Annotated in this window: 17 protein-coding genes and 2 pseudogenes; 14 read left to right on the top strand and 5 right to left on the bottom strand. The window is 57.9% G+C overall.

The window, feature by feature from the left end; translation table 11 throughout:
- The first annotated feature begins 1 nt into the window (after nt 1).
- From ACYZUD_RS06365 to ACYZUD_RS06330, 8 genes and pseudogenes are all read left to right on the top strand, one after another.
- Entirely contained in the window at nt 2-991 is a 990-nt protein-coding gene (locus ACYZUD_RS06365; RefSeq protein ID WP_462025192.1) for an acyl-CoA dehydrogenase family protein, read from the top strand.
- Nucleotides 988-1,746 (top strand): PIG-L deacetylase family protein, encoded by a 759-nt coding sequence (locus ACYZUD_RS06360; RefSeq protein WP_462023146.1) that lies wholly within the window; start codon nt 988-990, stop codon nt 1,744-1,746. Before ACYZUD_RS06365 ends, ACYZUD_RS06360 begins: the two co-directional genes overlap by 4 nt.
- On the top strand, nt 1,743-2,342 hold the full coding sequence (locus ACYZUD_RS06355; protein ID WP_462023145.1) for an SAM-dependent methyltransferase: 600 nt from the start codon (nt 1,743-1,745) through the stop codon (nt 2,340-2,342). Before ACYZUD_RS06360 ends, ACYZUD_RS06355 begins: the two co-directional genes overlap by 4 nt.
- Nucleotides 2,339-2,998, top strand: a complete 660-nt coding sequence (locus ACYZUD_RS06350; protein WP_462023143.1) for a glycosyltransferase family 2 protein — start codon at nt 2,339-2,341, stop codon at nt 2,996-2,998. Before ACYZUD_RS06355 ends, ACYZUD_RS06350 begins: the two co-directional genes overlap by 4 nt.
- 122 nt (nt 2,999-3,120) lie before the next feature.
- Complete coding sequence (locus ACYZUD_RS06345) at nt 3,121-3,879, top strand: PIG-L deacetylase family protein (RefSeq protein WP_462023142.1); 759 nt, start codon at nt 3,121-3,123, stop codon at nt 3,877-3,879.
- Between the two features lie 171 nt (nt 3,880-4,050).
- Nucleotides 4,051-4,236, top strand: a pseudogene (locus ACYZUD_RS06340) (endonuclease/exonuclease/phosphatase family protein); the annotation flags it as partial.
- A gap of 426 nt (nt 4,237-4,662) precedes the next feature.
- Nucleotides 4,663-5,730, top strand: coding sequence for an autotransporter domain-containing protein (locus ACYZUD_RS06335; protein WP_462023141.1), 1,068 nt, complete (start codon nt 4,663-4,665; stop codon nt 5,728-5,730).
- 224 nt (nt 5,731-5,954) lie between these two features.
- Nucleotides 5,955-8,651, top strand: coding sequence for an RHS repeat-associated core domain-containing protein (locus ACYZUD_RS06330; RefSeq protein ID WP_462023140.1), 2,697 nt, complete (start codon nt 5,955-5,957; stop codon nt 8,649-8,651).
- A gap of 150 nt (nt 8,652-8,801) precedes the next feature.
- Here the strand turns inward: ACYZUD_RS06330 and ACYZUD_RS06325 are convergent.
- Nucleotides 8,802-8,972 (bottom strand): annotated as a pseudogene (locus tag ACYZUD_RS06325) (alpha amylase C-terminal domain-containing protein); the annotation flags it as partial.
- 124 nt (nt 8,973-9,096) lie between these two features.
- On the opposite strand from ACYZUD_RS06325, the gene ACYZUD_RS06320 reads away from it, so the two are divergent.
- Nucleotides 9,097-11,868 (top strand): RHS repeat domain-containing protein, encoded by a 2,772-nt coding sequence (locus ACYZUD_RS06320; protein WP_462023139.1) that lies wholly within the window; start codon nt 9,097-9,099, stop codon nt 11,866-11,868.
- 84 nt (nt 11,869-11,952) lie between these two features.
- On the opposite strand, the gene glgB is transcribed toward ACYZUD_RS06320, so the two are convergent.
- The 3 genes from glgB to ACYZUD_RS06305 all read right to left on the bottom strand — a co-directional run bounded on the left by glgB (nt 11,953) and on the right by ACYZUD_RS06305 (nt 19,712).
- Nucleotides 11,953-14,184 (bottom strand): 1,4-alpha-glucan branching protein GlgB, encoded by a 2,232-nt coding sequence (gene glgB / locus ACYZUD_RS06315; RefSeq protein ID WP_462023138.1) that lies wholly within the window; start codon nt 14,182-14,184, stop codon nt 11,953-11,955.
- Between the two features lie 2 nt (nt 14,185-14,186).
- Complete coding sequence (treS, locus tag ACYZUD_RS06310; RefSeq protein WP_462023137.1) at nt 14,187-17,528, bottom strand: maltose alpha-D-glucosyltransferase; 3,342 nt, start codon at nt 17,526-17,528, stop codon at nt 14,187-14,189.
- Between the two features lie 186 nt (nt 17,529-17,714).
- Nucleotides 17,715-19,712 carry an alpha-1,4-glucan--maltose-1-phosphate maltosyltransferase gene (locus ACYZUD_RS06305; RefSeq protein WP_462023136.1) on the bottom strand — a complete coding sequence of 666 codons (1,998 nt, stop codon included), beginning with the start codon at nt 19,710-19,712 and terminating at the stop codon, nt 17,715-17,717.
- Between the two features lie 216 nt (nt 19,713-19,928).
- Here ACYZUD_RS06305 and ACYZUD_RS06300 point away from each other — a divergent pair, with 216 nt between their 5' ends.
- Nucleotides 19,929-20,093: a hypothetical protein gene (locus tag ACYZUD_RS06300; protein WP_462023135.1), complete on the top strand. Its 165-nt coding sequence runs from the start codon at nt 19,929-19,931 to the stop codon at nt 20,091-20,093.
- Nucleotides 20,094-20,197: 104 nt separating this feature from the next.
- On the opposite strand, the gene ACYZUD_RS06295 is transcribed toward ACYZUD_RS06300, so the two are convergent.
- Nucleotides 20,198-20,701: an MgtC/SapB family protein gene (locus ACYZUD_RS06295; protein WP_462023134.1), complete on the bottom strand. Its 504-nt coding sequence runs from the start codon at nt 20,699-20,701 to the stop codon at nt 20,198-20,200.
- A gap of 137 nt (nt 20,702-20,838) precedes the next feature.
- Here ACYZUD_RS06295 and ACYZUD_RS06290 point away from each other — a divergent pair, with 137 nt between their 5' ends.
- The 4 genes from ACYZUD_RS06290 to ACYZUD_RS06275 all read left to right on the top strand — a co-directional run bounded on the left by ACYZUD_RS06290 (nt 20,839) and on the right by ACYZUD_RS06275 (nt 26,106).
- Nucleotides 20,839-21,072, top strand: coding sequence for a DUF3203 family protein (locus tag ACYZUD_RS06290; protein ID WP_462023133.1), 234 nt, complete (start codon nt 20,839-20,841; stop codon nt 21,070-21,072).
- A gap of 195 nt (nt 21,073-21,267) precedes the next feature.
- Nucleotides 21,268-22,680 carry a cytochrome c oxidase accessory protein CcoG gene (gene ccoG, locus ACYZUD_RS06285; protein WP_462023132.1) on the top strand — a complete coding sequence of 471 codons (1,413 nt, stop codon included), beginning with the start codon at nt 21,268-21,270 and terminating at the stop codon, nt 22,678-22,680.
- A 131-nt stretch (nt 22,681-22,811) separates the two neighbouring features.
- The gene (mapR, locus tag ACYZUD_RS06280) at nt 22,812-24,221 is read left to right on the top strand and encodes a GntR family transcriptional regulator MpaR (protein ID WP_462023131.1); all 1,410 of its coding nucleotides are present in this window, start codon (nt 22,812-22,814) and stop codon (nt 24,219-24,221) included.
- 109 nt (nt 24,222-24,330) lie between these two features.
- The gene (locus tag ACYZUD_RS06275; RefSeq protein ID WP_462023130.1) at nt 24,331-26,106 is read left to right on the top strand and encodes an AAA family ATPase; all 1,776 of its coding nucleotides are present in this window, start codon (nt 24,331-24,333) and stop codon (nt 26,104-26,106) included.
- Nucleotides 26,107-26,165 lie beyond the last annotated feature (59 nt).

Raw genomic sequence — 26,165 nt, 5'->3', positions numbered from 1 at the left:
AATGGACCTCCAGGCGTTTCTTCATCGCCAGTCACCGGACTACGCCGACACTCAGGCGTTAGGCCGGTGCCTGCGGGCGCTGGTGGAGGCCGGTCTCGATCAGCTTCCACTGCCCGGCAGTGGCCAGACGCTGGAGCGGTTTCGGTGTCTGGCTGACGTTGGCGGTCATAATCTGGGGTTGTGCAAGTTGTATGAAGGCCATACCGACGCGCTGGCGATCATCCAGCAGCTCGGCGGTTCGCCCACGCCTTCCAGCACGTGGGGCATGTGGGCCGCCGAACCGCCCCAGGCTCGGGTGCGGGTCAGCCCCCTGGGCCAACTGGTTGCGCTGAATGGCCGCAAGGCCTGGTGCTCGGGGGCTGCAGTGTTGAGTCATGCATTGCTGACCGCATGGGATGGACAGAACCGTCAGCAATTGGTGGCGGTGGCGCTGGATCAACCCGGGGTGACCATCACGGATCAGGGCTGGCAAGCGATTGGCATGGGCGCGACCGGTAGCGTCGAGGTGCTGTTCGACGGCGCTGAAGCGCAAGCCATCGGTAACCCCGGCGATTACCTGCAACGTCCCGGCTTCTGGCAAGGCGGGATCGGCATTGCCGCCTGCTGGTACGGCGCCGCGCAGAGCATCGCCGAACGTCTGCGCAGTCACTGCGCGCACCACGAAGAACCTCATGCCCTCGCCCACCTCGGTGCGGTCGACAGCGCATTGCATGCCGCTGCCGAGGTGCTGCGGGTCAGCGCACTGACCATCGACGCCGCGCCTCAGGACAACGCAGAACTGCTGGCCCGACGTGTCCGGGCGGTGGTTGAACACTGTGCTGAACAGGTCATCCAGCACGTCGGCCACGCACTGGGGGCCGCGCCCTATTGCAGGGATCGGCAGTTTGCCCGGTTGATCGCCGACCTGCCGGTGTTCCTGCGTCAAAGCCATGCCGAACGGGACCTCGCCGCCCTTGGGCAGACCGTTATCACCGGGACATGGACGTTATGAAAACCAATCCGATCGTTGGCCAGGGCACCCCCCTGCATTTGTGGCAAACCTCCAGCCATCTGGCGCAACTCCCCGTGATCGACATTCTGACCCTGGTGCCCGAAGGCTCGCGAGCGGTGATCGTCGCACCGCACCCGGATGACGAAGTGCTGGGTTGCGGTGGTTTCCTGCCAATGCTCGCCGCCGCGGGTCGTGCGCTACTGCTGATCTCGGTCACCGATGGCAGCGCCAGCCATCCTGGCTCCGGGCGCTGGCCGGTGGAACGCCTGAGCGCGGTGCGCCCGCAGGAATCCGTCGAAGCCCTGCGACGACTCGGCCTGCCGTTGCACAGCCTGAAATGGTTGCGCGGAGGATTCGCCGACAGTCAGGTGGCGGCACGGGAAACCGAGTTGAGCCAATTCATCGAACGCCATCTGCGCCCCAACGACGTGGTGTTTACCACGTGGCGCGAGGATGGCCATTGCGATCACGAAGCCGTGGGGCGTGCCAGTGCCGAGGCTGCCCGGAAAGTCGGGGCGACCCTGCATGAACTTCCCGTCTGGACCTGGCACTGGGCAACCCCCGAAGACAGTTTTGTACCTTGGCACCGGGCGCGGAAAATCCTGCTGGAGCCGCATCAGGTAGCCCGCAAGCGGCATGCCATTCACGCCTTCGCCAGCCAGTTGGAAGGCGACCCGCAAATCGGCTTGCCGCCGGTATTGGCGCCTTATGTACTGGACCGATTGCTGCAGCCGTTCGAAGTGGTGTTTCTATGAGCGTCGAGGATCGCTACTTCGATGGTTTGTTTGCCGGCAGCGACGATCCCTGGGCCTTTCGTCAACGCTGGTACGAACAACGCAAACGCGCGATCACCGTCGCCGCATTGCCCAGGCCCCACTACCGCGCCATCTTCGAGCCGGGTTGCGCCAACGGCGAACTGAGCGCTGACCTGGCCACCCGCTGCGACCGCCTGTTGTGTTGCGACACCGCCGCCGCTGCCGTGGCGCTGGCCCGCACGCGGTTGAGCCTGTTCGATCATGCCGAAGTCCGCCAAAGTCGTTTGCCGGGGGATTGGCCAAACGAACAGTTCGACCTGATCGTGCTCAGCGAGGTCGGTTATTACCTGGACGCCGATGACCTCAAACGCCTGATCGAACACGCCGCACAATCGCTGACCGCCGATGGCCAACTCCTCGCCTGCCACTGGCGTCCACCAATTGATGGCTGCCCGCTGAACGCCCGACAAGTCCATGACTTGCTCCACGAGCACTTGCACCTGCCGCGCCTGATTCTGCATCAGGAAGCCGATTTTCTGTTGGAGGTCTGGAGCCGCGAACCGCGCTCCGTGGCGGCACTGGAGGGCTTGCGATGATTGGCATTCTGATCCCGGCGCACAACGAAGAAGACTTGCTCGAAGACTGCCTGCAAGCCGCCCTGCGCGCCGCGCAACATGAGCTGTTGGGCGGTGAAACGGTCGAAGTGCTGGTGGTGCTCGACAGTTGCACCGATCGATCGTCAGAGATCGTCGGCAGTTACCCGGTGCACAGCCTTGAGATCGAGGCGCGTAACGTCGGTCGGGCTCGCGCCGCCGGTGCGCGGTTTCTGCTCAACCTCGGGGTACGCTGGATTTCCTGCTCCGACGCCGACAGCCGGGTGGCCCACGATTGGCTGGTGGCGCAACTGGCGCTCGGCGCCGACGCAGTGTGCGGCACGGTGACCGTGGAGGTGTGGCACGAGTCGTTCGATGAGTCGGCGCAGATTCGCTATCACCGGCATTACCAGGCACGCGAAGGTCATCGGCACATCCACGGCGCCAATCTGGGTATCAGTGCCGACGCTTACCAACGCGCTGGCGGGTTCGAACCGCTGGCGTGTGACGAAGACGTGCAACTGGTGCGGCAACTTGAACGCTGCGGTGCGACGATCGCCTGGAGTCAGCGTCCTCAGGTGCTCACCAGTGCCCGGTTGGACAGTCGGGCACGGGGCGGTTTCGGTGACTATTTGCGGGACTTGGTCCAGGCCGGATAAAACCACGAACGGGATGGAACATCGACGCGACGAATAACGTTACATGAGCAATACTCTGCACGCGGCAATCCAGGGTTCGGAGCGCGGCACATTGCTATCAACCAGAACAAGGACGTAGCCCGATGAAACCTGTTTCCATCAGCGAAACCAGCCTGTCAGCACAGATCTGGAACAACGCCCCTCAGCTGGACAATATTCCTGTCATCAACACCCAGACGTTGGTACCGACGGGCGCGCGCGCCGTGGTGATCGCGCCGCATCCCGGCGATGAAGTCGTGACGTGCGGCGGCCTGCTGCAATTGCTCAGCTCCCTGGGCCACCCCCTGCAATTGATCTCAATCACCGACGGCAGCGCCAGCCATCCGGGGTCACAGCAGTGGTCCGAGAAACGCCTGAGTGTGTTCCGCCCCCAGGAAAGCGTCGAAGCCTTGCGCCGGCTCGGGTTACCGATGCACAGCCTCAAGTGGATTCGCGGCGGTTTTACCGACAATGCCCTGGCGGAGCGGGAGGTTCAATTGACTCAATTCATTGCCCGTTACTTGCGCCCCGGCGATGTGGTGTTCAGCACCTGGTGCGAGGACGGCAATGTCGACCATGACACCGTCGGCCGGGCCAGCGCCAAGGCGGCGGCCATGGTCGGTGCGGCGTTCAACGAAGTGCCGGTCTGGGCCTGGCACTGGCCGACGCGCGATCGCGGGCTGATCCCCTGGCATCGCGCACGCAAGGTTCGCCTCGACACCTGGACCGTCGCGCGCAAAAGCCACGCCACCCACGCCTATGCCAGCCAGCTCGACGGTGAACCGGCCATCGGCCTTGCCCCGCTGCTGCCACCGGTGCTGCTGGAACGTATGCGGTTGCCCTATGAAATCGTGTTTGTCTGAGAAGATCAAAAGATCGCAGCCTTCGGCAGCGCCTACAGGTGTACACCGTTCAAATGTAGGAGCTACCGAAGGCTGCGATCTTTTAACATCACGACGAATCACGCTGAACTGCACGTGCCAACATCAGTCGCATACTTAAGCAGGCCCCCGATACAGAGGAGTGAAAGTGACCTGCACGAAGCCTTCGAACGCCACCATGGCCGCCCCGCGAAGACCTATCCGGCGCGGTTTCCGCTGCTGCGTCTGGACCGGGTTTATCTGCGTAACGCGAGTAGTCATGACCCGCGAATATTGGGGCATAAGCCCTGGACGCACCTGTCGGACCATTTGCCGTTGGCCGTTGAAGTGCGTCTGTGACACGCTACGCGTGAGCGGGAAAGGCATCGATTCTGCATCAGTATTGACAGCAATCCTTTACGAGACGGCATTGGTAATCCGACGATTCGGACAAATACCAATACCGATTGTCGGTTGCCGAACGCCTCTGGCACACGGTTTCCACTGATGATTTTTCGTACAAACAAGAACTTAGATAATCACAGAAAAACAATCAGTTGCATCGGCTAATTTAGCCATACCGCTCATCGTTCATTTTCTTGACGCGACGCCATCAGTCTTCTTAGCTTCACGTTACTACCCCCGGAATCACCATCAGGGACAAACCCCCAGACACCCGCGAAAACGGGCGGGCAGAGGCTTGCCCCAATCCATTCGGTCGCCCCTCATTCGGGGTAGGAGAGACGCCAGAGCGAGATACCGCATGCGACTGCAAGGTAGACCTCCATGAAAACATCACTCACCCCACAAGAGATCAAAGTTACTTTTTGCACTGTCTCGAGCTCCCTCCTGCTGTGCTCCTCCATGGAAGTGCAGGCCTCGCCTGCCGAGGAAGAAACAGCGCCCTGGTACGACCAGGAGATCCCGGTGCTCACCTTGCCCGCCCTTGCTTCAACCTACCCCGGCCGCTTCAGCGCCAACCCTGACTTGCGAAGTACACGCCTGACGGTCGAAGACGCCGCGCCTTCGGCCTGGGATCAGCTCTATGGACAGGCTTCGCGGCAGGCACAAACCGACTTTCAGGCCCAGGGTTCTTCCGTCCCCGGCGTCAACGATCTCAAAGGCCCGGCGATCCTGACGCTGCAAAGCGGCAGTGGCCATGTTCAGCGGGTCGGGCTGGTCGGCGGCACGAGTCACTTTCAGGGCAACAGCAACGGTTTGCTGACCAGTCGCGCCCTCGCTGACCCCACCACCGACACCCTCAACCTTGAAGGCCAGAGCCTCGGCGCCTACTGGAGCCTGACCGGCCCCCAAGGCTGGCACGTGGATTTGACGGCCAGTGGTGGGCGCGTCAACGGTTACAGCCGCAATGACCAGGGTGCCCGGCAGGTCACCGAGGGCAGTGCTGTGACGCTGTCGGTAGAAGGTGGATTCCCCATTGGTATCAGCGAAAACTGGGTCGTCGAACCTCAGGCGCAGTTGATCAATCAGCGGATTACCCTGGACACCCCTTACGCAGACTCGGGCAATGCGTCGTCCAGCGACCTGACGTCCTGGAGCGGACGGGTCGGTGCACGATTGAAAGGTAGCTACGACATCAACGGCCTGGGGGTCGAACCTTACGTGCGGACCAACTTGTGGCACACCGTGTACACCGGCAATACCGTGACCCTCGATCAGGTCGACAAGATCAGCAGCAGCCGTAATTCATCGACGGTCGAAGTGGGGTTGGGGCTGGTGGCCAGAGTGACGCCCGCCGTAAGCCTGTACATCAGCGCCGATTACAGCAGTGACGTGGATGACAATGACTTGAACGGGTTGATTGGGAGTCTTGGGGTACGGATGCGGTGGTGAAAAAAACTGCCTCCACCTGTTAGTTTTTACAGTATCCAGGATTCTGGTGGTCATGCATTGTGGTGAGCAGTCCACTTTGATCAGGGTCCGCAGGGATGCCAGCAGAGGCTTCGTCACACGTGCATGCCGACACACCGACCCTGGTGGTGTCGGATGCGCGTGGCCTGGTGGTTCGCACTGCGCAGTTTCATCGGCGGGAGACTGTTGATCCGCTTGAAACACGGGTGACCCAGCAACGCTTCGACTCGCCTGGCCGGTTAGTGGGCAGCCGTGATCCGCATTTGTTTGCGCTGGCCCAAACCGAGGAGCGCGTTCCCGAGAACCTGAATCAGAGCTTTAGCCTGTCCGGTGTTGCGGTGCTGACTGACAGTCTGGATGCCGGGTGGCGACTGGCGTTGCCGGGTAGCGCTGGCCAGATCGTCGAACGCTGGGACGGACGCGGCAGCCACTCACTGACCGAATACGATCCGCTGCTGCGCCCGGTGGTCTTGCGCGAAAGCAGTCGGGACGTGACCGAACATACGCTTGAACGTTTTACCTACGCCGGGGCCGAGGCTATCGCGCACAACTTGTGTGGTCAGTTGATGCGCCATGACGACCCGGCCGGCACCCTGCGTATCCTCGACCTGGGTCTCAGCGGTGCGCTGCTGAAACAGGCTCGACAGTTCCTGCGCAACACCGATCCCCCGAATTGGCCGAACAACGACGTCGAGCGGGATCACCTGCTCGAACCCGGCGATGGTGCGATTACCTGGAACGCTTATGCGCCCACCGGCGAACCGCTCCGGCAGACCGACGCACTGGGCAACATCCAGGCTTTCGCCTACACCGTCGATGGGCAACTGAAAGACACCCGCCTGACGCTGGCCGGCGATGGACAGGTCGAGAAAATCCTGGTCAGCGCTATCCACTACAACGCCAAGGGGCAGATTGAGTCTGAAACGGCAGGCAACAAGCTCATCACCCGTCATCACTACGACGAGGCCAACGGCCGGCTGACGGAACTGAGCGCGCACAAAGCCGATGGCACGCCACTGCAAGACTTGAACTACCACTACGACGCCGTGGGCAATGTGCTGAGCATCGAGGATGCGGCGCAACCGATCCGCTACTTCAACAACCAGCGTATCGAGCCGATCAAGACCTACCGTTACGACACGCTCTACCAGTTGATCCACGCCACGGGATGCGAGGCCAAAAACGGACGCGGCGGCCCCGCCCTGCCCGACTTGCAACCCCTGCCCCCCGACCCCAACCAGATCGCCAACTACACGCAGACCTATTACTACGACGCCGGCGGCAACCTGCTGGATCTGGTGCATGTCGGCGCGCAAGCGCATGGCCGCACCTTGACCCGTGCCCGCTACAGCAACCGCTGTTTGCCCGAGCGCGACAACCGGCCACCGACCGAGGACGAACTGGCCAACGGCTTCGATGCCAATGGCAATTTGCGTGAACTGCAAGTCGGTCAGTCTCTTGGCTGGGACCTGCGTAACCAACTGCGGGAAGTACGGCCCGTTGTGCGCGAGGATGAGGAAGACGATTGCGAGTGCTATATCTACGATGGCAGTGGCCAACGTGTACGCAAGGTCCGCTCAAGCCAGACCAACGCCCGCACCCTTGTTAGCGAAGTGCGTTACCTGCCCGGCCTGGAAATCCGCAGCCACAGCAGCACCGGTGAAACCCTTCACGTCATCGCTGCCAGTGCCGGCAGCAACAGCGTGCAAGTGCTGCATTGGGCAACCAGACAACCGGAGAAAGCTCCCAAGGAGCAGGTGCGCTACTGCCTTGGCGATCACCTGAAATCCAGCACCCTGGAACTGGACCAGAATGCCGGCCTGATTAGCCAGGAATGGTATTACCCGTTCGGCGGCACGGCTTACTGGGCAGGTCGAGACGCAACCGAGGCCAACTACAAAATCGTGCGTTATTCCGGCAAGGAGCGGGATGCAACGGGACTTTATTATTACGGTTTCCGCTATTACGCGCCGTGGTTGCAGCGGTGGATCAATCCGGATCCGGCAGGATATGTGGACGGGATGAATTTGTTTTCAATGGTCAACAATAACCCTGTTACTTATATTGACATGCTGGGAAAAGTTGGAGATGACTTCAACCACAAACGTTACCTAGAAGAGTTTAAAACGCTATTTGACAAGTTTGAACCGGAAAACCTAGTCACGCTTGATCCTAACAAAGTAACATATTACCGAGATAAAATATCTAAAATAGAAAGTATAAGAAACAGGAAAGAACGCGAATATTTTAATAGGCAGATTCGCAAGCTTGGCAAACATCTTCCAACTCAGGAAGCAGTTTACGCATCCTCAAAACTCACCAACAACGACAAAGATAGTAATTTCATTTTTTTTGAGATTCTCATTCGCGCTAAAGACTTTAAACCTTTTGATAACCTTTACCAACAAGGGTATCGGCAAGATCGAGCAACTGGAGCCACTCCGAACACTAGTGGTTCAGATCGTTTTCATAGAGATCAAAGACCAAGGGATTCAAGCAGTTCGCAGCAGTCACGCCGCGGTAACAGATCTGGAAGTAATGGCCCAACCTCAGATCGCTCAAATACTGGCTATGCTGCCGACCAACCGAATCAAATGGCGTATACGGTACCACTCCCATTGGGTACTGACACTAGGATAATCCAAGGGTATGAGCTTTCCATCAATATCATTAATAACCCGGCTACCACGAGCACTATGTTGCCTGAGGAGAGCGAACACGAAACAACAACTCGTTATCGGCGTATCGCTCTACTTATTCATCCCGACAGACTGCACTTGGACAGCACACCTGATGTTGCGGAAAGAGCCACTCAAGCCTTTCAGATAGTTGGACAACGGATGGCGCATCTAGAGACACTCCGTGTGCGCAGACAATCAGCTGCAACTCATCAACGCTCATAAAGAGCCACTTAACAATTGAGCGTAGACATGTGACGAAAAAAAATAATGGGCACAAACCAAGCGAATTATCGAGACAGTTTTCGCACACGGGCATTGACGAGTGCTTATCTGGCGACTTTTTACATATCGCCGGATATTCACACGATGCAATCACACTTCCGACCGCAACATCAAAACCGCCAACGGCGACAAATTCAGCACCAACGACAATACCTGCCCATGACTCGCCTCTTCCTCGGTAAACGCCCCACTACTGTTTCCATAATTTGACCCAGCATAGATCGCAACATCACTGTTAATCACCTAAGTCCAACGCCCCGCAACCAGCCTCTCCCAACCCGATAAGCCTGACACGACACCTCCGACCTGTTAGTTCTTACAGTATCCAGGATTCTGGTGGTCATGCATTGTGGTGAGCAGTCCACTTTGATCAGGATCCGCAGGGATGCCAACAGAGGCTTCGACATACGTACATACCGACACACCGACCCTGGTGGTGTCGGATGCGCGTGGCTTGGTGGTCCGCACTGTGCAGTTTCATCGGCGGGAGACTATCGATCCGCTTGAAACACGGGTGATGGAGCAACGGTTCGATGCGGCTGACCGGTTGGTGGGCAGACGTGATCCGTATTTGTTTGTGTTGACCCAAACCGAAGAGCGCGTTCCGGAGAACCTGAATCAGAGCTTTAGCCTGTCTGGTGTTACGGTGCTGACTGACAGTGTGGATGCGGGGTGGCGACTGGCGTTGCCGGGACACGCTGGGCACATCGTCGAACGCTGGGACGGACGCGGCAGCCACTCACTGACCGAATACGATCCGCTGCTTCGCCCCGTGGTCGTGCGCGAAAGCGGTCGGGACGTCGCCGGGCATACGCTGGAGTGTTTTACTTATGCGGGCACTGACGCTGGTGCTCATAACCTGTGCGGTCAGCTGATTCGCCATGACGACCCGGCCGGCACCCTGCGTATCCTCGACCTGGGTCTCAGCGGTGCGCTGCTGAAACAGGCCCGACAGTTCCTGCGGGAAACAAATCCACCGAATTGGCCGAACAACGACGTCGAGCGGGATAACCTGCTCGAATCCGTCGACGGTGCGATTACCCGGAATACTTATGCATCCACCGGCGAACCGCTCCGGCAGACCGACGCACTGGGCAACATCCAGGCTTTCGCCTACACCGTCGATGGGCAACTGAAAGACACCCGCCTGACGCTGGCTGGCGACGGGCAGCTCGAACAAGTGCTGGTCAGCGCTATCCACTACAACGCCACGGGCCAGATTGAGTCTGAAACGGCAGGCAACAAGGTCATCACCCGCCATCACTACGACGAGGCCAACGGCCGGCTGACGAGACTGAGCGCATACAAAGCCGATGGCACGCCGCTACAAGACTTGAACTACCACTACGACGCCGTGGGCAATGTGCTGAGCATCGAAGATGCCGCGCAACCGATCCGCTACTTCAACAACCAGCGCATCGCAACGACCAAGATCTACCGCTACGACACGCTCTACCAGTTGATCCACGCCACGGGATGCGAGGCCAAAAACGGACGCGGCGGCCCCACCCTGCCCGACTTGCAACCCCTGCCCCCCGACCCCAACCAGATCGCCAACTACACGCAGACCTATTACTACGACGCCGGCGGCAACCTGCTGGATCTGGTGCATGTCGGCGCGCAAGCGCATGGCCGCACCTTGACCCGTGCCCGCTACAGCAACCGCTGTTTGCCCGAGCGCGACAACCGGCCACCGACCGATGACGAACTGGCCAACGGCTTCGATGCCAATGGCAATTTGCGTGAACTGCAAGTCGGTCAGTCACTTGGCTGGGACCTGCGTAACCAACTGCGGGAAGTACGGCTCGTTGTGCGCGAGGACGAGGAAGACGATTGCGAGTGCTACCTCTATGACGGTGGTGGTCAGCGCGTGCGCAAAGTGCACTCAAACCAGACCAACGCCCGCACGATCATCCGTGAAGTACGCTACCTGCCCGGCCTGGAAATCCGCAGCCACAGTGGCACCGGTGAAACCCTCCACGTCATCATCGCCAGCGCCGGCAGCAATAGCGTGCAAGTGCTGCATTGGGCCGTCAGACAACCGGAGGACATCCCCCAGGATCAGGTGCGTTACAGCCTTGGTGATCATCTGAAATCCAGCACGCTGGAACTGGACCAAAACGCCGACCTGATCAGCCAGGAATGGTATTACCCATTTGGTGGCACGGCTTGGTGGGCGGGTCGAGATGCCACCGAGGCCAAATACAAGACCGTGCGTTATTCCGGTAAGGAACGCGATGCCACCGGGCTTTATTATTATGGATTGCGCTATTACGCACCGTGGTTGCAGCGCTGGATCAATCCAGACCCCGCGGGACCAATTGACGGTCTCAATTATTATTGTATGGTCAGCAATAATCCAATTACCTTACTCGATGTACAGGGAGAGAAAGGCGAAAAGTACAATGATGAAGATTTAAAAAACTTCAGAGAAGAGCTTGAAAAATCCACCACAATAACAAGCGCCATTAAAGACTCTAAAGAAATACAGAAGATTCTTAAAAAAATAAACAAGATGAAGTCGGTGTCAAAGCCCGAACAATATGGGAAATTTGCAACAAGAATACTTCTGTTGCGCGCAGAGCTGAAAAATGAAAAAGAACAGCTTGGTACGGATATATATAGAATGGCTGACGAGTTTTTCCAGTCTGCATTAGGCTTTAATTCTACAACTAGCGGATCTTATGTACCCTGGAAGGCACCTGTTTTCGATTTATTTAAAGGAACTGGCAGGGGCGCACCCCATTTTTCGAGGAGTGGTAGGCCGAGTGGCTCTCATCGAACCCAGTCACGACCGCAGCAATTCGAATCAAATCATCAGCCTGGTGCGTTCCATTCGCGCGGCAGCCAGAGACCGATGGAGAGTACGCTTATAACTCCAATAACGTTGCCATCGCAAACGGATGAAAAAATTATCGAAGGATATAATAAGGCTGTCGATATCATTAATAACAAAAGCAATATCAGCGCTATTTTTCCTGACGAAGACGAAAAAAGTAGAAGCAGAAGATTCAAGGACCTTGCACTGCTTATTCATCCAGACAAACTAAAACTGGAGAAAGTGCCTGAAGTTGAAAAAATGGCCGGCGAAGCCTTTAAGATAATTTCAAATTGGAGAGAGAACGGATATCCCGGAGCAACAACACTTCATCGATAATCTCGAAGCCATCAAACGCGAGCCCCCCTTTCCTAAAGATCACCATCTGTAGAAAAGGGCCAGCCCGCAATCAACGATCCAGGATCACCCCTCCGGCCGCAACATCAACACCGCCAACGGCGGCAAATTCAGCACCAACGACAATGCCTGCCCATGACTCGCCTCTTCCTCGGTAAACGCCCCACCACTGTTCCCATAATTGGAACCCGCATAAGTCGCAGCATCACTGTTAATCACCTCAGTCCAACGCCCCGCAAACGGCACGCCAATCCGATAACTCTCACGCGGCACCGGGGTAAAGTTAGCCACCACCAACACCGGCCGGCCGTCCTTGCTCCAGCGCAGGAATGCATAAACGCTGTTGATCGCATCATCCCCAATCAACCACTGGAACCCCTGCGGCGTGTCGTCCTGGTCATGTAGCGCCGGTTCTTCGCGGTACAGCCGATTCAGGTCGCCGACCAGTTTCTGCACACCTTTGTGTTCCGAGTACTGCAGCAAGTACCAATCCAGCTGCTGATCGTGATTCCACTCGCGCCACTGGCCAAACTCGCACCCCATGAACAACAATTTCTTGCCCGGGTGCGCCCACATGAAGCTCAAGTAGGCGCGCAGGTTGGCAAATTTCTGCCAGCGGTCGCCGGGCATTTTGTCGATGAGCGAGTGCTTGCCGTGGACCACTTCGTCGTGGGAGATCGGCAGGATAAAGCGCTCGGACCAGGCGTACACCAGGCCGAAACTCAGCTCGTTGTGATGATGGGCGCGGTAGACCGGATCCTGCTGGATGTAATGCAGCGAATCGTGCATCCAGCCCATGTTCCACTTGTAGTTGAAACCCAGGCCGCCCTGCTGGGTGGTTTGGCTGACACCGGGCCATGCCGTGGATTCCTCGGCGATGACCAGCGCACCCGGCGCTTCCAGTGCGACGACATCGTTGAGATGGCGCAGGAAGTCGATGGCTTCAAGGTTTTCCCGACCGCCATGACGGTTCGGCACCCACTCGCCGGCCTTGCGCGAGTAATCGCGATACAGCATTGAAGCCACCGCATCGACCCGCAGGCCATCGACGTGAAAATGCTTGAGCCAGTGCAACGCCGAAGCCAGCATGTAGCCGTGTACTTCGGTGCGGCCGAGGTTGTAGATCAGCGTGTCCCAATCCTGGTGGAAACCTTCCATCGGGTTGCCGTACTCGTACAGCGCGGTGCCGTCGAACTGTGCCAGGCCGTGGGTATCGGTGGGGAAATGCGCCGGCACCCAATCGAGGATCACGCCGATGTCGGCCTGGTGGCAGGCGTTGACGAAAGCGGCGAAGTCATCCGGCGACCCGTAACGAGCGCTCGGGGCGAATTGCGAGAGCAGTTGATAGCCCCAGGAGCCGCCGAACGGATGCTCCATGATTGGCATCAGTTCGATGTGGGTGAACCCCAGATCCTTCACGTACGGGATCAATCGCTCGGCCAACTCGTGCCAGGTGTACTGGCGGGCCACTTCGCCCAGATCATCCAGCTCGCACTGCCAAGAGCCGGCGTGCAGTTCGTAGATCGATAGCGGCGCGCTCGGCCGATGGCGCTCGACACGGGATTGCATCCAGTCCTGATCCTGCCAGTCGATCTTTAGCGGTGACGCAACTTTCGAGGCCGTGTCCGGCGGCAGCGAGGTGGCCAGCGCCATCGGGTCGGCCTTGAGTGGAAGAATGCCGTGGGCACCGAGGATTTCGTATTTGTAGGCCTCCCCCGCTTGCATGCGTGGGATGAAAACCTCCCAGACCCCGGTGGGATGACGCAGACGCATCGGATGTCGACGACCGTCCCAATTGTTGAAGTCACCGACCACCGACACCCGTTTGGCGTTCGGTGCCCACACGGCGAAACGCACGCCGTCGACACCGTCGACTGTCTTCAGCTGTGCGCCGAGGCAGGCGCTGAGATCGCGGTGATTGCCTTCGGCGAACAGGTATAAGTCCATCTCACCGAGCAACGGGCCAAAGCTGTACGGGTCTTCGGACAGTTGTTCGCCGCCAGCCCATCGGGTTCGCAACAGATACGGCTGCGCCCGCTCGAAGTGCCCGACAAACAACCCAGGCGTTTGGGTGGCCTCGAGGTTACCGAGTTCCTCCCCGGAGTCCTTGGCCACCACCTGCACGCTCAAGGCGTCCGGCAGATAGGCCCGAATGAATTGCCCGTCGGCGCCATCGCCGTGGGGGCCGAGAATTGCAAAAGGGTCGTGATGTTCGGCGCGTACCAGCGCGTCGATGTCCCGCGATCTGGGCAGCAGCGCCTCTTTAGCGTGACCCTGTTCCTTGTTCGAGAAACTCATGACTACTCTCCACCAAGATCGGAAAAGGGTTTAAGCCCACTCAATAGCCCATACAAACCGTGCAACGGCACGGGCAGCCATGTGGGGCGATTTTCAGCCTCATACGCCACCTCATAGGCCGCCTTCTCCAGACCGAACAACGCCAGCGCGGCGTCCTCGCCTTCCGGATCTTGCCACGCATGAGCAAGACTAGCTGCCGCCAGCCGATAAGCGTCGACAAATGCTTGTCTCGCTTCACTTAAATAGCGATCGGCGACGCGCTGACGAGCGGCCCGGGCTTCGGCGGTGTTGTCGACGTTCTGAACGTTAATCGCCATGGCGGCCGCGTAGTCGAAGGAACGCAACACGCCGCTGACATCTTTGTACGGGCTGTGTTTGCCCCGACGCTCGTGTAACGGCCGCGCCGGTTCGCCTTCGAAATCGATCAAGTAGGCATCGCCCTTGATCACCAGCACCTGCCCCAGATGCAAGTCGCCGTGGACACGAATACGCAAGCCGCCGGCAGCCTTTTTACCCAACTCCTGAACATGGCTGAGGATGGCTTTTTTGTTGTCCAGTAAACGAGTGACCAGGACTTTGTCTGCCGGGTTCAGTTCGTTTTGATGCTGCTTGAGCAACTTCAGTGCGTGTTCCAGTTGTGCCGCCACATCCTTGGCCGAGGCCAAGGCATCTTTTTGCGCGGTGACTTGAGGCGCGAAATCCGGGTTGTCGCTCGGCGCTGCCAGCACCTGGTGCATTTCGCCCAGACGCTGGCCGAGCATGCCGGCGAAGTCTCTCAACTCAGCGAGGGCGTTGTAGTGCTGCTCCTGCTCGGACATGGCGTCGGCCAGTTCATCACGCAATGCCCGTTCGAGGTTGTTTTGAGTCCATTCCCAGGCGTCGCCCTGATTGCTCAAGTAACCCTGGGCGATCATCAACAGCGTGTCCTCACCCGCCGTATCGTGGCGAACCACCGAGCCCAGTAACGGCGAAATATTGCCGAAACCGGCGTTGGTCAGGTACGCGCTCATCTCAAGTTCCGGGTGCACGCCAGTCGCAACTTTGCGGATCAGTTTCAACACCAGGCTGTTGCCGATCACCACCGAACTGTTGGATTGCTCGGCAGACAGATAACGAACTTCCGATTCCCCGGTCAGGCCGAGCTTCGCCAGTTCCGCCGTCGGCTCGAAACGAATCTCGCCTGCGCTGGACGGCAATGCGGAATGGCTTTGCATACCTTGCAACACCGCATGCACGAAGGTTTCGAGACTGAACGCATCCGTGATCAAACCGACCTGGCGCACGCGCCGCACACGGGCCAACGCCAATTGTTGCGGCAATGCCGCCCCGACCTGATCTTCGGAAATAAAGCCGAACGGCAACTGGTAGCGGTGGGTCTGCCCGCCACTGGTGACATCGATTTCACTCAACAGCACCGGGTGCAGCGGATCGCCGAAGCGCACGCCGTAGGCGATGTTGACCTGCTCGATGGCTGCATCCTTGCCGGCAAACCAGCGGCGGTTCTGCAACCAGCTCGGCAGGATGCCCTGCTCCAGCGTGCCGCGCGACGGCGCTTCGAGCAGTTCTTCCATGCGTTTTTTCAGCACCAGCGTGGTGAAGTCCGGCAGGCTTTGCGCCGGTTCGACGTGCCAGCTCGGCATCTGGTTTTCCGCCGCCAGGACGAACCAATAGAAGCCATAAGGCGCCAGTGTCAGGAGAAAATTCAACTGGCCGATGGGCGGGAAGGCGTTACCGCCGAGCATCTCCACCGGCACCATGCCGACGTAGGCCGACAGGTCCAGTTCCGCCGCTTGCGCACTGCGAGAGACGTTGGCTACGCACAGGATGATTTCGTGTTTACCGTCGGCCCCGGTGAATTCACGGGTGTAGGCCAGAATCCGCCGATTGCTCGGCGACAGCATTTTCAGCGTGCCGCGTCCAAAAGCCTTGGACTGTTTGCGCACGGCGAGCATGCGTCGGGTCCAATTCAGCAGCGAATGCGGGTCGCCAGCCTGGGTTTCGACGTTGACCGACAGGTAACCGTATTGCGGGTCCATGATCGGCGGCAGCACCAGGCTGGCCGGATCGGCGCGGGAAAACCCGCCGTTACGGTCGATGGACCATTGCATCGGCGTGCGCACGCCGTCGCGGTCCCCGAGGTAGATGTTGTCGCCCATGCCGATTTCATCGCCGTAATACAGCGTCGGAGTCCCGGGCATCGACAGCAGCAGGCTGTTGAGCAGTTCCACACGGCGGCGATCGCGTTCCATCAATGGCGCAAGGCGCCGACGAATCCCCAGGTTGATTCGCGCCCGACGGTCGGCCGCGTAGTAATTCCACAGGTAATCGCGCTCCCTGTCGGTGACCATTTCCAGGGTCAACTCATCGTGGTTGCGCAGGAAAATCGCCCACTGGCAGTTGGCCGGGATCTCCGGGGTCTGGCGCAGAATGTCGGTGATCGGGAAGCGGTCTTCCTGGGCCAGCGCCATGTACATGCGCGGCATCAACGGGAAGTGGAATGCCATGTGGCACTCGTCGCCGTTCAGGCCCTTTTTGTCGGTGTCACCGAAATACAACTGCGTGTCTTCCGGCCATTGATTGGCCTCGGCCAGCAACATGCGGTCGGGGTAGTTAGCGTCGATTTCGGCACGGATCTGCTTGAGGACATCGTGGGTCTCGGGCAGGTTTTCGTTATTGGTGCCGTCGCGCTCGATCAGGTACGGAATCGCGTCCAACCGCAAACCGTCGATGCCCATGTCCAGCCAGTAGCGCATCACCGACAACACGGCTTTCATGACTTGCGGGTTATCGAAATTGAGGTCCGGCTGGTGGGAGTAGAAACGGTGCCAGAAGTATTGGCCGGCTACCGGGTCCCAGGTCCAGTTGGACTTTTCGGTGTCGAGGAAGATGATGCGGGTGCCGTCGTATTTTTGATCGTCATCGGACCAGACGTAGAAGTCCCGCGCCGCCGAACCGGGCTTGGCCTTGCGCGCACGCTGGAACCAGGCGTGCTGGTCCGAGGTGTGGTTGATGACCAGTTCGGTAATCACCCGCAAGCCACGTTTGTGGGCCTCGGAGATAAAGCGCTTGGCATCGGCCATGGTGCCGTAGTCGGCATGCACGCCACGGTATTCGGCGATGTCATAGCCATCGTCGCGCCGTGGCGAGGGGTAGAACGGCAGTAGCCAGATGGTGTTGACGCCCAGATCGGCGATGTAATCGAGTTTGGCGATAAGACCGGGAAAGTCGCCGATCCCGTCATTGTTGGAGTCGAAAAAAGACTTAACGTGAACCTGGTAGATCACCGCATCCTTGTACCAGAGCGGGTCCTTGATGAAGGTGGCTGCCTTGGGTTTCTTCGCCATTTGAAACTCCTGTTGAATTTGATAGAACCCTCAAACCCGCGAAACCTCCGTAGGAGCTGCCGAAGGCTGCGATCTTTTGATCTTGAATTTTGAAAAGCAAAGTCAAAAGATCGCAGCCTTCGGCAGCTCCTACAGGGCTATTCACCTGCCCGCAAAAAATGTGTCGTCACAGGATGCACGGTGTGTTCAAGAGGTTGTGATCCGCCAGATCCCGAATGGCTGATGCGCCGGGTCGATCCGCATGAACTGGTACTTGCCGTGCCAGGTCCAGCGATGACCGCTCATCAAGTCTTCACCCTGGCTGCTGGCATCGTCGGACAGACCCATCTCCCATAGCGGCAATTCAAAATTCGCTTCCTGCACGTTATGCGGATCGAGGCTGACGGCCACCAGAATGAAATTGCTGCCGTCCGCGCTGCGTTTGCCGAAATACAGAATGTTGTCGTTCCAGGCGTTGTAGACCTTCAGGCCCAGATGCGTGTGCAGCGCCGGGTTCTGCCGGCGAATGCGATTGAGCTGCGCAATCTCGGCAATGATGTTGCCCGGCGCAGTGAAGTCCCTTGGACGGATTTCGTACTTCTCGGAGTTGAGGTATTCCTCTTTTCCCGGCACCGGTGCCGCTTCACAGAGCTCGAACCCCGAATACATGCCCCACAGGCCGGAGCCCATGGTCGCCAGCGCCGCGCGGATCAGAAAACCGGCGCGTCCGGATTCATGGAGAAACGCCGGGTTGATGTCCGGCGTGTTCACGAAGAAGTTCGGCCGGTAGCATTCGCGCCACGGCGACTCATTGAGTTCGGTGAAATAGGTCGCCAGTTCGGTCTTGGTGTTGCGCCAGGTGAAGTAGGTGTAGCTCTGGGAATAACCGACCTTGCCCAGCCGCGCCATCATCGCCGGGGTGGTAAAGGCTTCGGCGAGGAAGATCACTTCCGGGTACAGCGCCCGCACATCAGCGATCAGCCATTGCCAGAACGGCAGCGGTTTGGTGTGAGGGTTGTCGACACGAAAGATCTTCACGCCCTCCTCGACCCAACCCACCACAATGTCGCGCAATTCGACCCAGAGACTGGGAATCGCGTCGGTGGCATAGAAGTCGACGTTGACGATGTCCTGGTATTTCTTCGGCGGGTTTTCGGCGTATTTGATCGTGCCGTCCGGCCGCCAGTTGAACCAGCCTGGATGCTGTTGGAGCCACGGGTGATCCTGGGAACATTGAATGGCAAAGTCGAGGGCGATTTCCAGCCCATGGTCCGCTGCCGCTGCAACCAGGCGGCGGAAGTCTTCGCGGGTGCCCAGTTCTGAATGAATCGCTTCGTGCCCGCCCTCTTCACTGCCGATGGCATAGGGGCTGCCCGGATCGTCGGGGCCAGCCGTCAATGAGTTGTTCGGTCCTTTGCGATAACTGCGGCCGATCGGGTGGATCGGCGGGAAGTACAGCACGTCGAAGCCCATGTCCTGGATCATCGGCAGCCGCGAGTGCACATCGTTGAAGGTGCCGTGGCGGGCCGGGTCGTCGGTGATCGAGCGTGGAAACAACTCATACCAACTGGCGAACTGGGCCAATTCCCGTTCGACGTCCAGCGGATATTCAGGACTCAGGCTCAGGTAGGCGCGATGATCGGCCTGGGCCATCAGGTCGGCGCTACGCGGGTGCAAGAACAGCGCGACCTGCTCGGTTTCGAGCAACCCGGTCAACTCATGGTGCAGCGCCGCCAGTGCTTCGCTCAGCTGTCCGTCCGTGCGCTCGGCCGCCTGTTGGACCTGGTTGCGCCCTTCTTGCAACTCAAGACTGACCGGCACCCTGGCCGCATGCTTCTTCTCCAGCTCATAACAGAAGCTGGCGAACTGATCGATCCAGGCTTCGATGCAGAACACGTAGCGGCCCTGACGCTCTACACGGAACTGTCCCTGCCAGCCGTTATTGCCCAGATCGGTCATGACCTCGGTCTGCCAGGTCTCGTCACCCTCGGCACGCCAGCGAATGCGCACGGCGAGTTTGTCGTGACCGTCGGCAAACACTTTGCTGGTCACCACCACGTCCTGACCCACCACGGCCTTGACAGCGAACTGCCCGCCATCAAGGGTCGGCATGGTGTTTTCGATTGCGATTCGCGGTAGCAATAAAGCCTGCGACAGCGGCATATGAGGGTTGTAGTTCAGCTCTGTGGGTTTTTCAGCAGTCATCGAGCATCTCTCCTTTACGCCCCATGGACGCTCTTGTGCTTGATATTCATCCCGTAGGACTGTCTGCCCCGGAATGAACTCACTTAGGTTCCGAGCGGCGAGTGCCGGTAAAAGTTCACGGGCATTTGCCTGGGTTGCCGGTGGAATCAAATCCCTTGCGCGGTGGTCAACCAACTTAAGCACGACTTACGCCATCTGCCACCGGAGGCTTGAACGATGAGTATTCCAATTCCTGCCGAAACGCCCGATCCGAACATCGACAACCCGACGATTCCGCCAACCGAACCGGAGCCGGTGCCCGAGCAGGAACCGCCCGGCACCACCCCGCCGCCGCGTGAGGATCCGCCGGGGCCCCCGCCGCCGGTGATCGTCAGCCCCTGAGTTCCCCACTGTAGGAGCGAGCTTGCTCGCGATAAACCCAAGAGCGCCTCGGTGTATCGGGCTCGCAGCGTTATCGTTGACGACTTTCGCGAGCAAGCTCGCTCCTACAACGGATCTTTGTCCTTGTCCAGCATCTTCACGATCATTGGCATCACACCCAAAATCACCAGCGCAAGCAGCGTACTGAACACCGCCGTCGCCTCACGTCCCAACCCGGCTGAAACCCCAATGGCTGCAGTCATCCACAACCCGGCGGCGGTGGTCAGGCCTTTCACATGGCCTTCATCGCCTTCCTGGTTTTTCAGGATGGTCCCGGCACCAAGAAAACCGATCCCGGCAATCACGCCCTGCACTACCCGGCTCATCGCATCGGCCTGGGCGCCGGACATTTGCGGCACCAGTACAAACAGCGCCGCACCGAGGGCTACCAGCATGTGGGTGCGCACCCCGGCGGCCTTGCCCTTTTGTTCGCGCTCAAAACCCAGAATCCCGCCCAATAACGCAGCCATCAACAGACGCACCGTAATGCGCGTCAATTGCGACGCGTCGCCAATGTCGGCGAACTCCGCTTGCAAGGTCACCCAAACCTCATGCCACCAAGCGTTCATGGTGCAGTCCTTGTGATGATGGGAGAGAAAACCGCTCGATAAAGGATGGACCGCACCGACCATTAATCGGTTGCACAGAACGATGGCCGACGCCTGCGTCCTAACACTTTAGAACCCGCAGAAAAAAGGACCCTGACATGACTGTGCGCATCGAAAACCAGACCTGCTTCTTCACGACCGAGAACGGCGAGGAAATCCGCCTGTGCCCCGACGTCACCATCGTCACCGACGGGGAAAAATCCATGTCGGCAGTGGACCTTAACGGCCAGCGCATCTACATCACCGAAGCAGAAGCCGATGCATTGACCGTAGCAGGTGCCGTGGACGGTCGCCGGCATTTGAAGGCAACCGACAGTGATTCGGTGATTTGACTGACCCGGATCAACAACCCCCGCCGACGCCTGATATAGGCACCGACGTCCCGCTGCGCCGGGTGCTTCAACTTGTCGCAGGCTGTGGCTAAAAGTCCATCTGATCCGCTTTTTATTGCAATAGCTGAGTCTGTTATGCAAACAGATCGCCGCTCATAGTGCTCGTGCCTGATGGAGGCTGATGAGCGAAAGACCATGAGCGATAGAATCCCCGTTCGAACCGTTGAAACATTCGAGCCTTCACGCCCAAAGATGAAGGCCAAGTCCAGCGACAACCTGATCCACACCCGCAGTTTCACCGGCCTGTTCCGCACCCTGCGCATGAGCGGCGCGGGGATTCTGTTTCTGCTGTTTTTCGGCACCGTGTGGTTGAACTGGGGTGGCCGTCAGGCGGTGCTCTGGGACCTTTCCGAAAGCAAATTCCACATCTTCGGCGCGACCTTCTGGCCGCAGGACTTCATCCTGCTCTCGGCGCTGCTGATCATTGCCGCGTTCGGTTTGTTTGCGATCACCGTATTCGCCGGTCGGGTCTGGTGCGGCTACACCTGCCCACAGAGCTCCTGGACCTGGATCTTCATGTGGTGCGAGAAGATCACCGAGGGCGAACGCAACCAGCGGATCAAGTTGCAAGCTGCGCCGTGGGGCCTGAACAAACTGATGCGGCGCTCGGCCAAGCACACCTTGTGGCTGGCGATCAGCCTGTTGACTGGCCTGACCTTTGTCGGCTACTTCACCCCAATCCGGCCTCTGGCCGAAGAGCTGCTGACCTTGCAGATGGGCGGCGTCAGCCTGTTCTGGGTGTTGTTCTTCACCGGCGCCACTTACATCAACGCTGGCTGGTTGCGCGAAGCGGTGTGCATGCACATGTGCCCGTATGCGCGGTTCCAGAGCGTGATGTTCGACAAGGACACCCTGACCATTTCCTACGACGTGGCCCGTGGCGAAAACCGCGGCCCGCGCAAACGTGACGTGGCGCCGGCGGAAGTTGGCCTAGGTGACTGCATCGACTGCCAACTCTGCGTGCAGGTCTGCCCGACCGGCATCGACATCCGTGATGGCTTGCAAATGGAGTGCATCGGTTGCGCCGCGTGTATCGACGCCTGCGATTCGATCATGGACAAAATGGGCTATGCCCGTGGGCTGATCAGCTACACCTCGGAGCATGAGTTGCAGGGTGGCAAGACGCATTTGCTGCGACCACGGCTGATCGGTTACACCGCCGTGTTGCTGGTGATGATCGGCGCCCTCGCCCTGGCGTTGGTGGAGCGGCCGATGGTCTCGCTGGACGTCAGCAAGGACCGTGGCCTGTTCCGCGAGAACAGTCAGGGGCAGATCGAAAACATCTATAGCCTCAAGGTCATCAACAAGACCCAGCAACGCCAGGACTACCGATTGACCCTGGTCGATGGCGACGGCTTCCAGTTGCAGGGCAAGACCGAGCTGAGCTTGGCGCCGGGTGAGATTGTCGACGTGCCCGTGTCGGTGGCCATGACGACTGAACGGCCGAGCAGCAGCTCGCAGAGCATCAGTTTCAAGATTATCGACAGCGATGAGCCAGACATTTACAGCGTGGCCAAGAGCCGGTTTGTTGCACCGATGAACCGTTGATCCCTTAGACTGCGGTGCTGCCATGCGCGAGCAGGCTCGCTCCCACAAGAATAATGCGATACCTGTGGGAGCGAGCCTGCTCGCGAAGAAGTCACCTCGATTTTTCTGAACGAAACCAATCCAGGCACTCGATGAAACGCTACGAAAAATTCGCCGACGACATCGCTGAACTGATCCGCTCCGGCGTCCTTGGCCCCGGCCAGCGCGTCCCGTCGGTGCGCTACGCCAGCCAGACCTACGGCGTCAGCCCGTCCACGGTGTTCCAGGCCTATTACCTGCTCGAACGCCGTGGACTGATCCGCGCGCGTCCGCGCTCCGGCTACTTCGTCAACGCCCATGCGCCGAGTCCGTTTTCAGAGCCGGTGATCAGCAGCCAGGTCAACGAATCGACCGAAGTCGACGTCAGCGAACTGGTGTTCTCGGTCCTCGACTCAATCAAGGACCCCAACACCGTGCCCTTCGGCTCGGCGTTCCCCAGCCCGACCCTGTTCCCACTGCAGCGGCTGTCGCGCTCCCTGGCCAGTGCAGCCCGGGAGATGGACCCGCGCATGGTCGTCACCGACATGTCGCCGGGCAACCCGCAGCTGCGCCGACAAATCGCCCTGCGCTACATGGTCGGCGGCCTGATGCTGCCCATGGAAGAACTGCTGATCACCAACGGCGCGCTGGAAGCGCTGAACCTGTGCCTGCAAGCCGTCACCGAACCCGGCGACCTGGTGGCCATCGAAGCCCCGGCGTTCTACGCCTGCCTGCAAATACTGGAGCGGCTGAAACTCAAAGCGGTGGAAATCCCAGTGCATCCACGGGACGGCATCGACCTCGGCGTACTCGCGCAAACCCTGGAACGCCACCCGATCAAGGCCTGCTGGTGCATGACCAGCTTCCAGAACCCCATGGGCGCGACCATGCCCGAAGCGAAAAAACGTGAACTGGTGGAATTGCTGCGCGTTCATCAAGTGCCATTGATTGAGGACGACGTCTACGCGGAACTCTATTACGGGCAGCAGGCGCCGAAACCGGCCAAGGCCTTCGATACGGAAGGACTGGTCATGCATTGCGGCTCCTTCGCCAAGAGTCTGGCCCCCGGTTATCGCATTGGCTGGGTGGCTGCCGGACGGTATGCGCAGAAGATTGAACGGCTGAAACTGATGACATCGCTGTGCGCTTCGATGCCGGCTCAGGCGGCTATTGCTGATTATCTGCAACATGGCGGCTATGACCGGCATCTGCGCAAATTGCGTTATGCATTGGAGGAACAACAGAGCGCGATGCTGGCTGCGATTGCACGCTACTTTCCGGCGCAGACTCGGGTCAGTCAGCCAGCGGGCGGGTACTTTTTGTGGCTGGAATTACCGGCACAGATGGATTCGTTGAAGTTGTTTCAGATGGCGTTGGCGCAAGGGATCAGCATTGCGCCGGGGCCGATTTTTTCGCCGACACAGCGGTTCAGGAATTGTATTCGGTTGAATTATGGGAGCCCTTGGAGTGAGGCTGCGGAGAAGGCGATGGAGACGTTGGGGCGGATTGTGCGGTCGTTTTGAGGCTAGAACCCAATGCTGAAAGCTGGCCGTACATGTACCAAGCTGGCTATCATAGCGCCATCACCCAATCTTCTCGAATCGCTAAATCCCAGGAAGCATGGACCATCGCATGAAGGACGCTATTCACCTTAAGGGTTTACAACTGGCAAGCTTCAAAGGCATCGGGCAAGAAATTCAGACCATCGCCCCCTTCAAGCAATTCAACTTCTTCATTGGTGCCAATAACTCTGGGAAGTCCACAATAATTGAATTCATCGCACGATATGCAGAGGATCTTAAAAACTGCAACAGTTTAGACTATGCAGGCCTAAAGCTAAAAACCGAAAAAAAAGAATTAAATATTGACTCTTCCATAGCAGACTTCAAAGCAAATATCGGCATAAAAAAAGATGGCATGCTAAAGGCGTGCCTGGATATACCCCGAATCAATAGTGACGCGCCGACAACCTCATTAATTCAGCTACTAATTGAAAAACTGGAAGATGAAAACGACCTCATCTGGGTAGAGTCAGTTGTAAAGCCCTACCACAAGTATACTCAATTCTGTAGAAAACTTAGAATGGAAGAAGTTGACACCTTTCCGGACTTTGAAAAAATAGTCACTCGCTTGTCAAAAATAGTTGGTTCCGGAGAAAGTCCTCGACTCGAAAACAGACTGGAAATGTGTCTAGACTTTATTTTTAGAAGGATACAGATAACCCTACCCGCCGCTCAGTTGATTCCTTCGATACGCCAAGTATCCCGCAACGGCGAACAGTTTACTGACTGTTCAGGAAAGGGACTGATAGAGAAACTTGCTGAACTACAAAATCCAACTGACCATGGAAAAAATCGGCACCGACGGTTCAACAAAATAAATAATTTCCTGAAAGCCGTTCTAGGCAAACCAGATGCTGCCATTGAGATCCCTCACGACAGGCAAGAAATCCTTGTCCACATCGACGACAGAGCATTTCCTTTAGAGTCGTTGGGCACAGGAATCCACGAAGTTGTAATGTTGGCGTCTTTTTGCACATTAGTTGAAAATGAAATTATATGTATTGAGGAACCGGAAACTCACCTACATCCCTCTCTGCAGCGAAGGCTGATTAATTACCTACAACTTGAAACGACTAACCAGTACTTTATTGCTACCCATTCAGCTTCCATCATCGACACGCAGAATGCCGCCATTTTCCACGTAAAAAACGTGGATGGCGCGACTACGATAGCCAATGTTAACTGTGAGACAACAAGGTTTGGGGTGCTGCAGGATCTTGGCTACAAAGCTTCCGATCTGCTTCAAACCAACTGTATCATCTGGGTCGAAGGCCCTTCGGACCGAATCTATTTAAACCATTGGCTACACAACAAAGATGCAGACCTGGTAGAAGGCGTTCATTACTCAATCATGTTTTACGGTGGCCGCTTACTTAGCCACCTGTCTGCCGACAGAGATGATGACATCAGTGAAGATATCAACGCACTAATTGCCGTACATAAACTTAATCAGCACCTGGCGTTCGTTATTGACAGTGACAGACAGGAAGAACAGTCAACCATAAACAAAACAAAGACCCGTATAGAAAAAGAGATTAAAAAGCATCAGGGCGTTTGCTGGATTACGGCAGGACGTGAAATAGAGAACTACATCCCGCAAACCACGATGGAAAATGCGCTGGGAAGTATTTACGAAAGCTTCCTAAAGCAAAATAAAACAGGTCAATTCGATCATGTTTTGCCGTTTCAGAAAAAAGATCAAAAAGTTCATGAAACCGTCGACAAAGTAAAAGTTGCTCATGCTGTAACCCAGCAACCAGTAAACTTTAATGTATTGGACCTCGACAAAAAATTAACGGAGGTCATCAACCTCGTTCATCGTGCCAACCACTTGACCAAGCTGTAGCGCAGAAGAGTGGTGCTCCGCTGATTACAGCATTGGCACTGGCCACGAAAAAACTCTGG

The organism is Pseudomonas sp. XS1P51 (assembly GCF_054897845.1).
Note: the sequence above shows the minus strand (reverse complement) of the source record. Positions and strands in the feature narration are given on the sequence as shown.

Coding starts and splice junctions, on each gene's coding strand:
- ACYZUD_RS06305 (WP_462023136.1), bottom strand. CDS start 19,712: ATGACTGCTGAAAAACCCACAGAGCTGAACTACAACCCTCATATGCCG.
- ACYZUD_RS06350 (WP_462023143.1), top strand. CDS start 2,339: ATGATTGGCATTCTGATCCCGGCGCACAACGAAGAAGACTTGCTCGAA.
- ACYZUD_RS06345 (WP_462023142.1), top strand. CDS start 3,121: ATGAAACCTGTTTCCATCAGCGAAACCAGCCTGTCAGCACAGATCTGG.
- ACYZUD_RS06300 (WP_462023135.1), top strand. CDS start 19,929: ATGAGTATTCCAATTCCTGCCGAAACGCCCGATCCGAACATCGACAAC.
- ACYZUD_RS06275 (WP_462023130.1), top strand. CDS start 24,331: ATGAAGGACGCTATTCACCTTAAGGGTTTACAACTGGCAAGCTTCAAA.
- ACYZUD_RS06295 (WP_462023134.1), bottom strand. CDS start 20,701: ATGAACGCTTGGTGGCATGAGGTTTGGGTGACCTTGCAAGCGGAGTTC.
- ACYZUD_RS06360 (WP_462023146.1), top strand. CDS start 988: ATGAAAACCAATCCGATCGTTGGCCAGGGCACCCCCCTGCATTTGTGG.
- glgB (WP_462023138.1), bottom strand. CDS start 14,184: ATGAGTTTCTCGAACAAGGAACAGGGTCACGCTAAAGAGGCGCTGCTG.
- treS (WP_462023137.1), bottom strand. CDS start 17,528: ATGGCGAAGAAACCCAAGGCAGCCACCTTCATCAAGGACCCGCTCTGG.
- ACYZUD_RS06355 (WP_462023145.1), top strand. CDS start 1,743: ATGAGCGTCGAGGATCGCTACTTCGATGGTTTGTTTGCCGGCAGCGAC.
- ACYZUD_RS06290 (WP_462023133.1), top strand. CDS start 20,839: ATGACTGTGCGCATCGAAAACCAGACCTGCTTCTTCACGACCGAGAAC.
- ACYZUD_RS06320 (WP_462023139.1), top strand. CDS start 9,097: ATGCCAACAGAGGCTTCGACATACGTACATACCGACACACCGACCCTG.
- ccoG (WP_462023132.1), top strand. CDS start 21,268: ATGAGCGATAGAATCCCCGTTCGAACCGTTGAAACATTCGAGCCTTCA.
- ACYZUD_RS06365 (WP_462025192.1), top strand. CDS start 2: ATGGACCTCCAGGCGTTTCTTCATCGCCAGTCACCGGACTACGCCGAC.
- ACYZUD_RS06335 (WP_462023141.1), top strand. CDS start 4,663: ATGAAAACATCACTCACCCCACAAGAGATCAAAGTTACTTTTTGCACT.
- mapR (WP_462023131.1), top strand. CDS start 22,812: ATGAAACGCTACGAAAAATTCGCCGACGACATCGCTGAACTGATCCGC.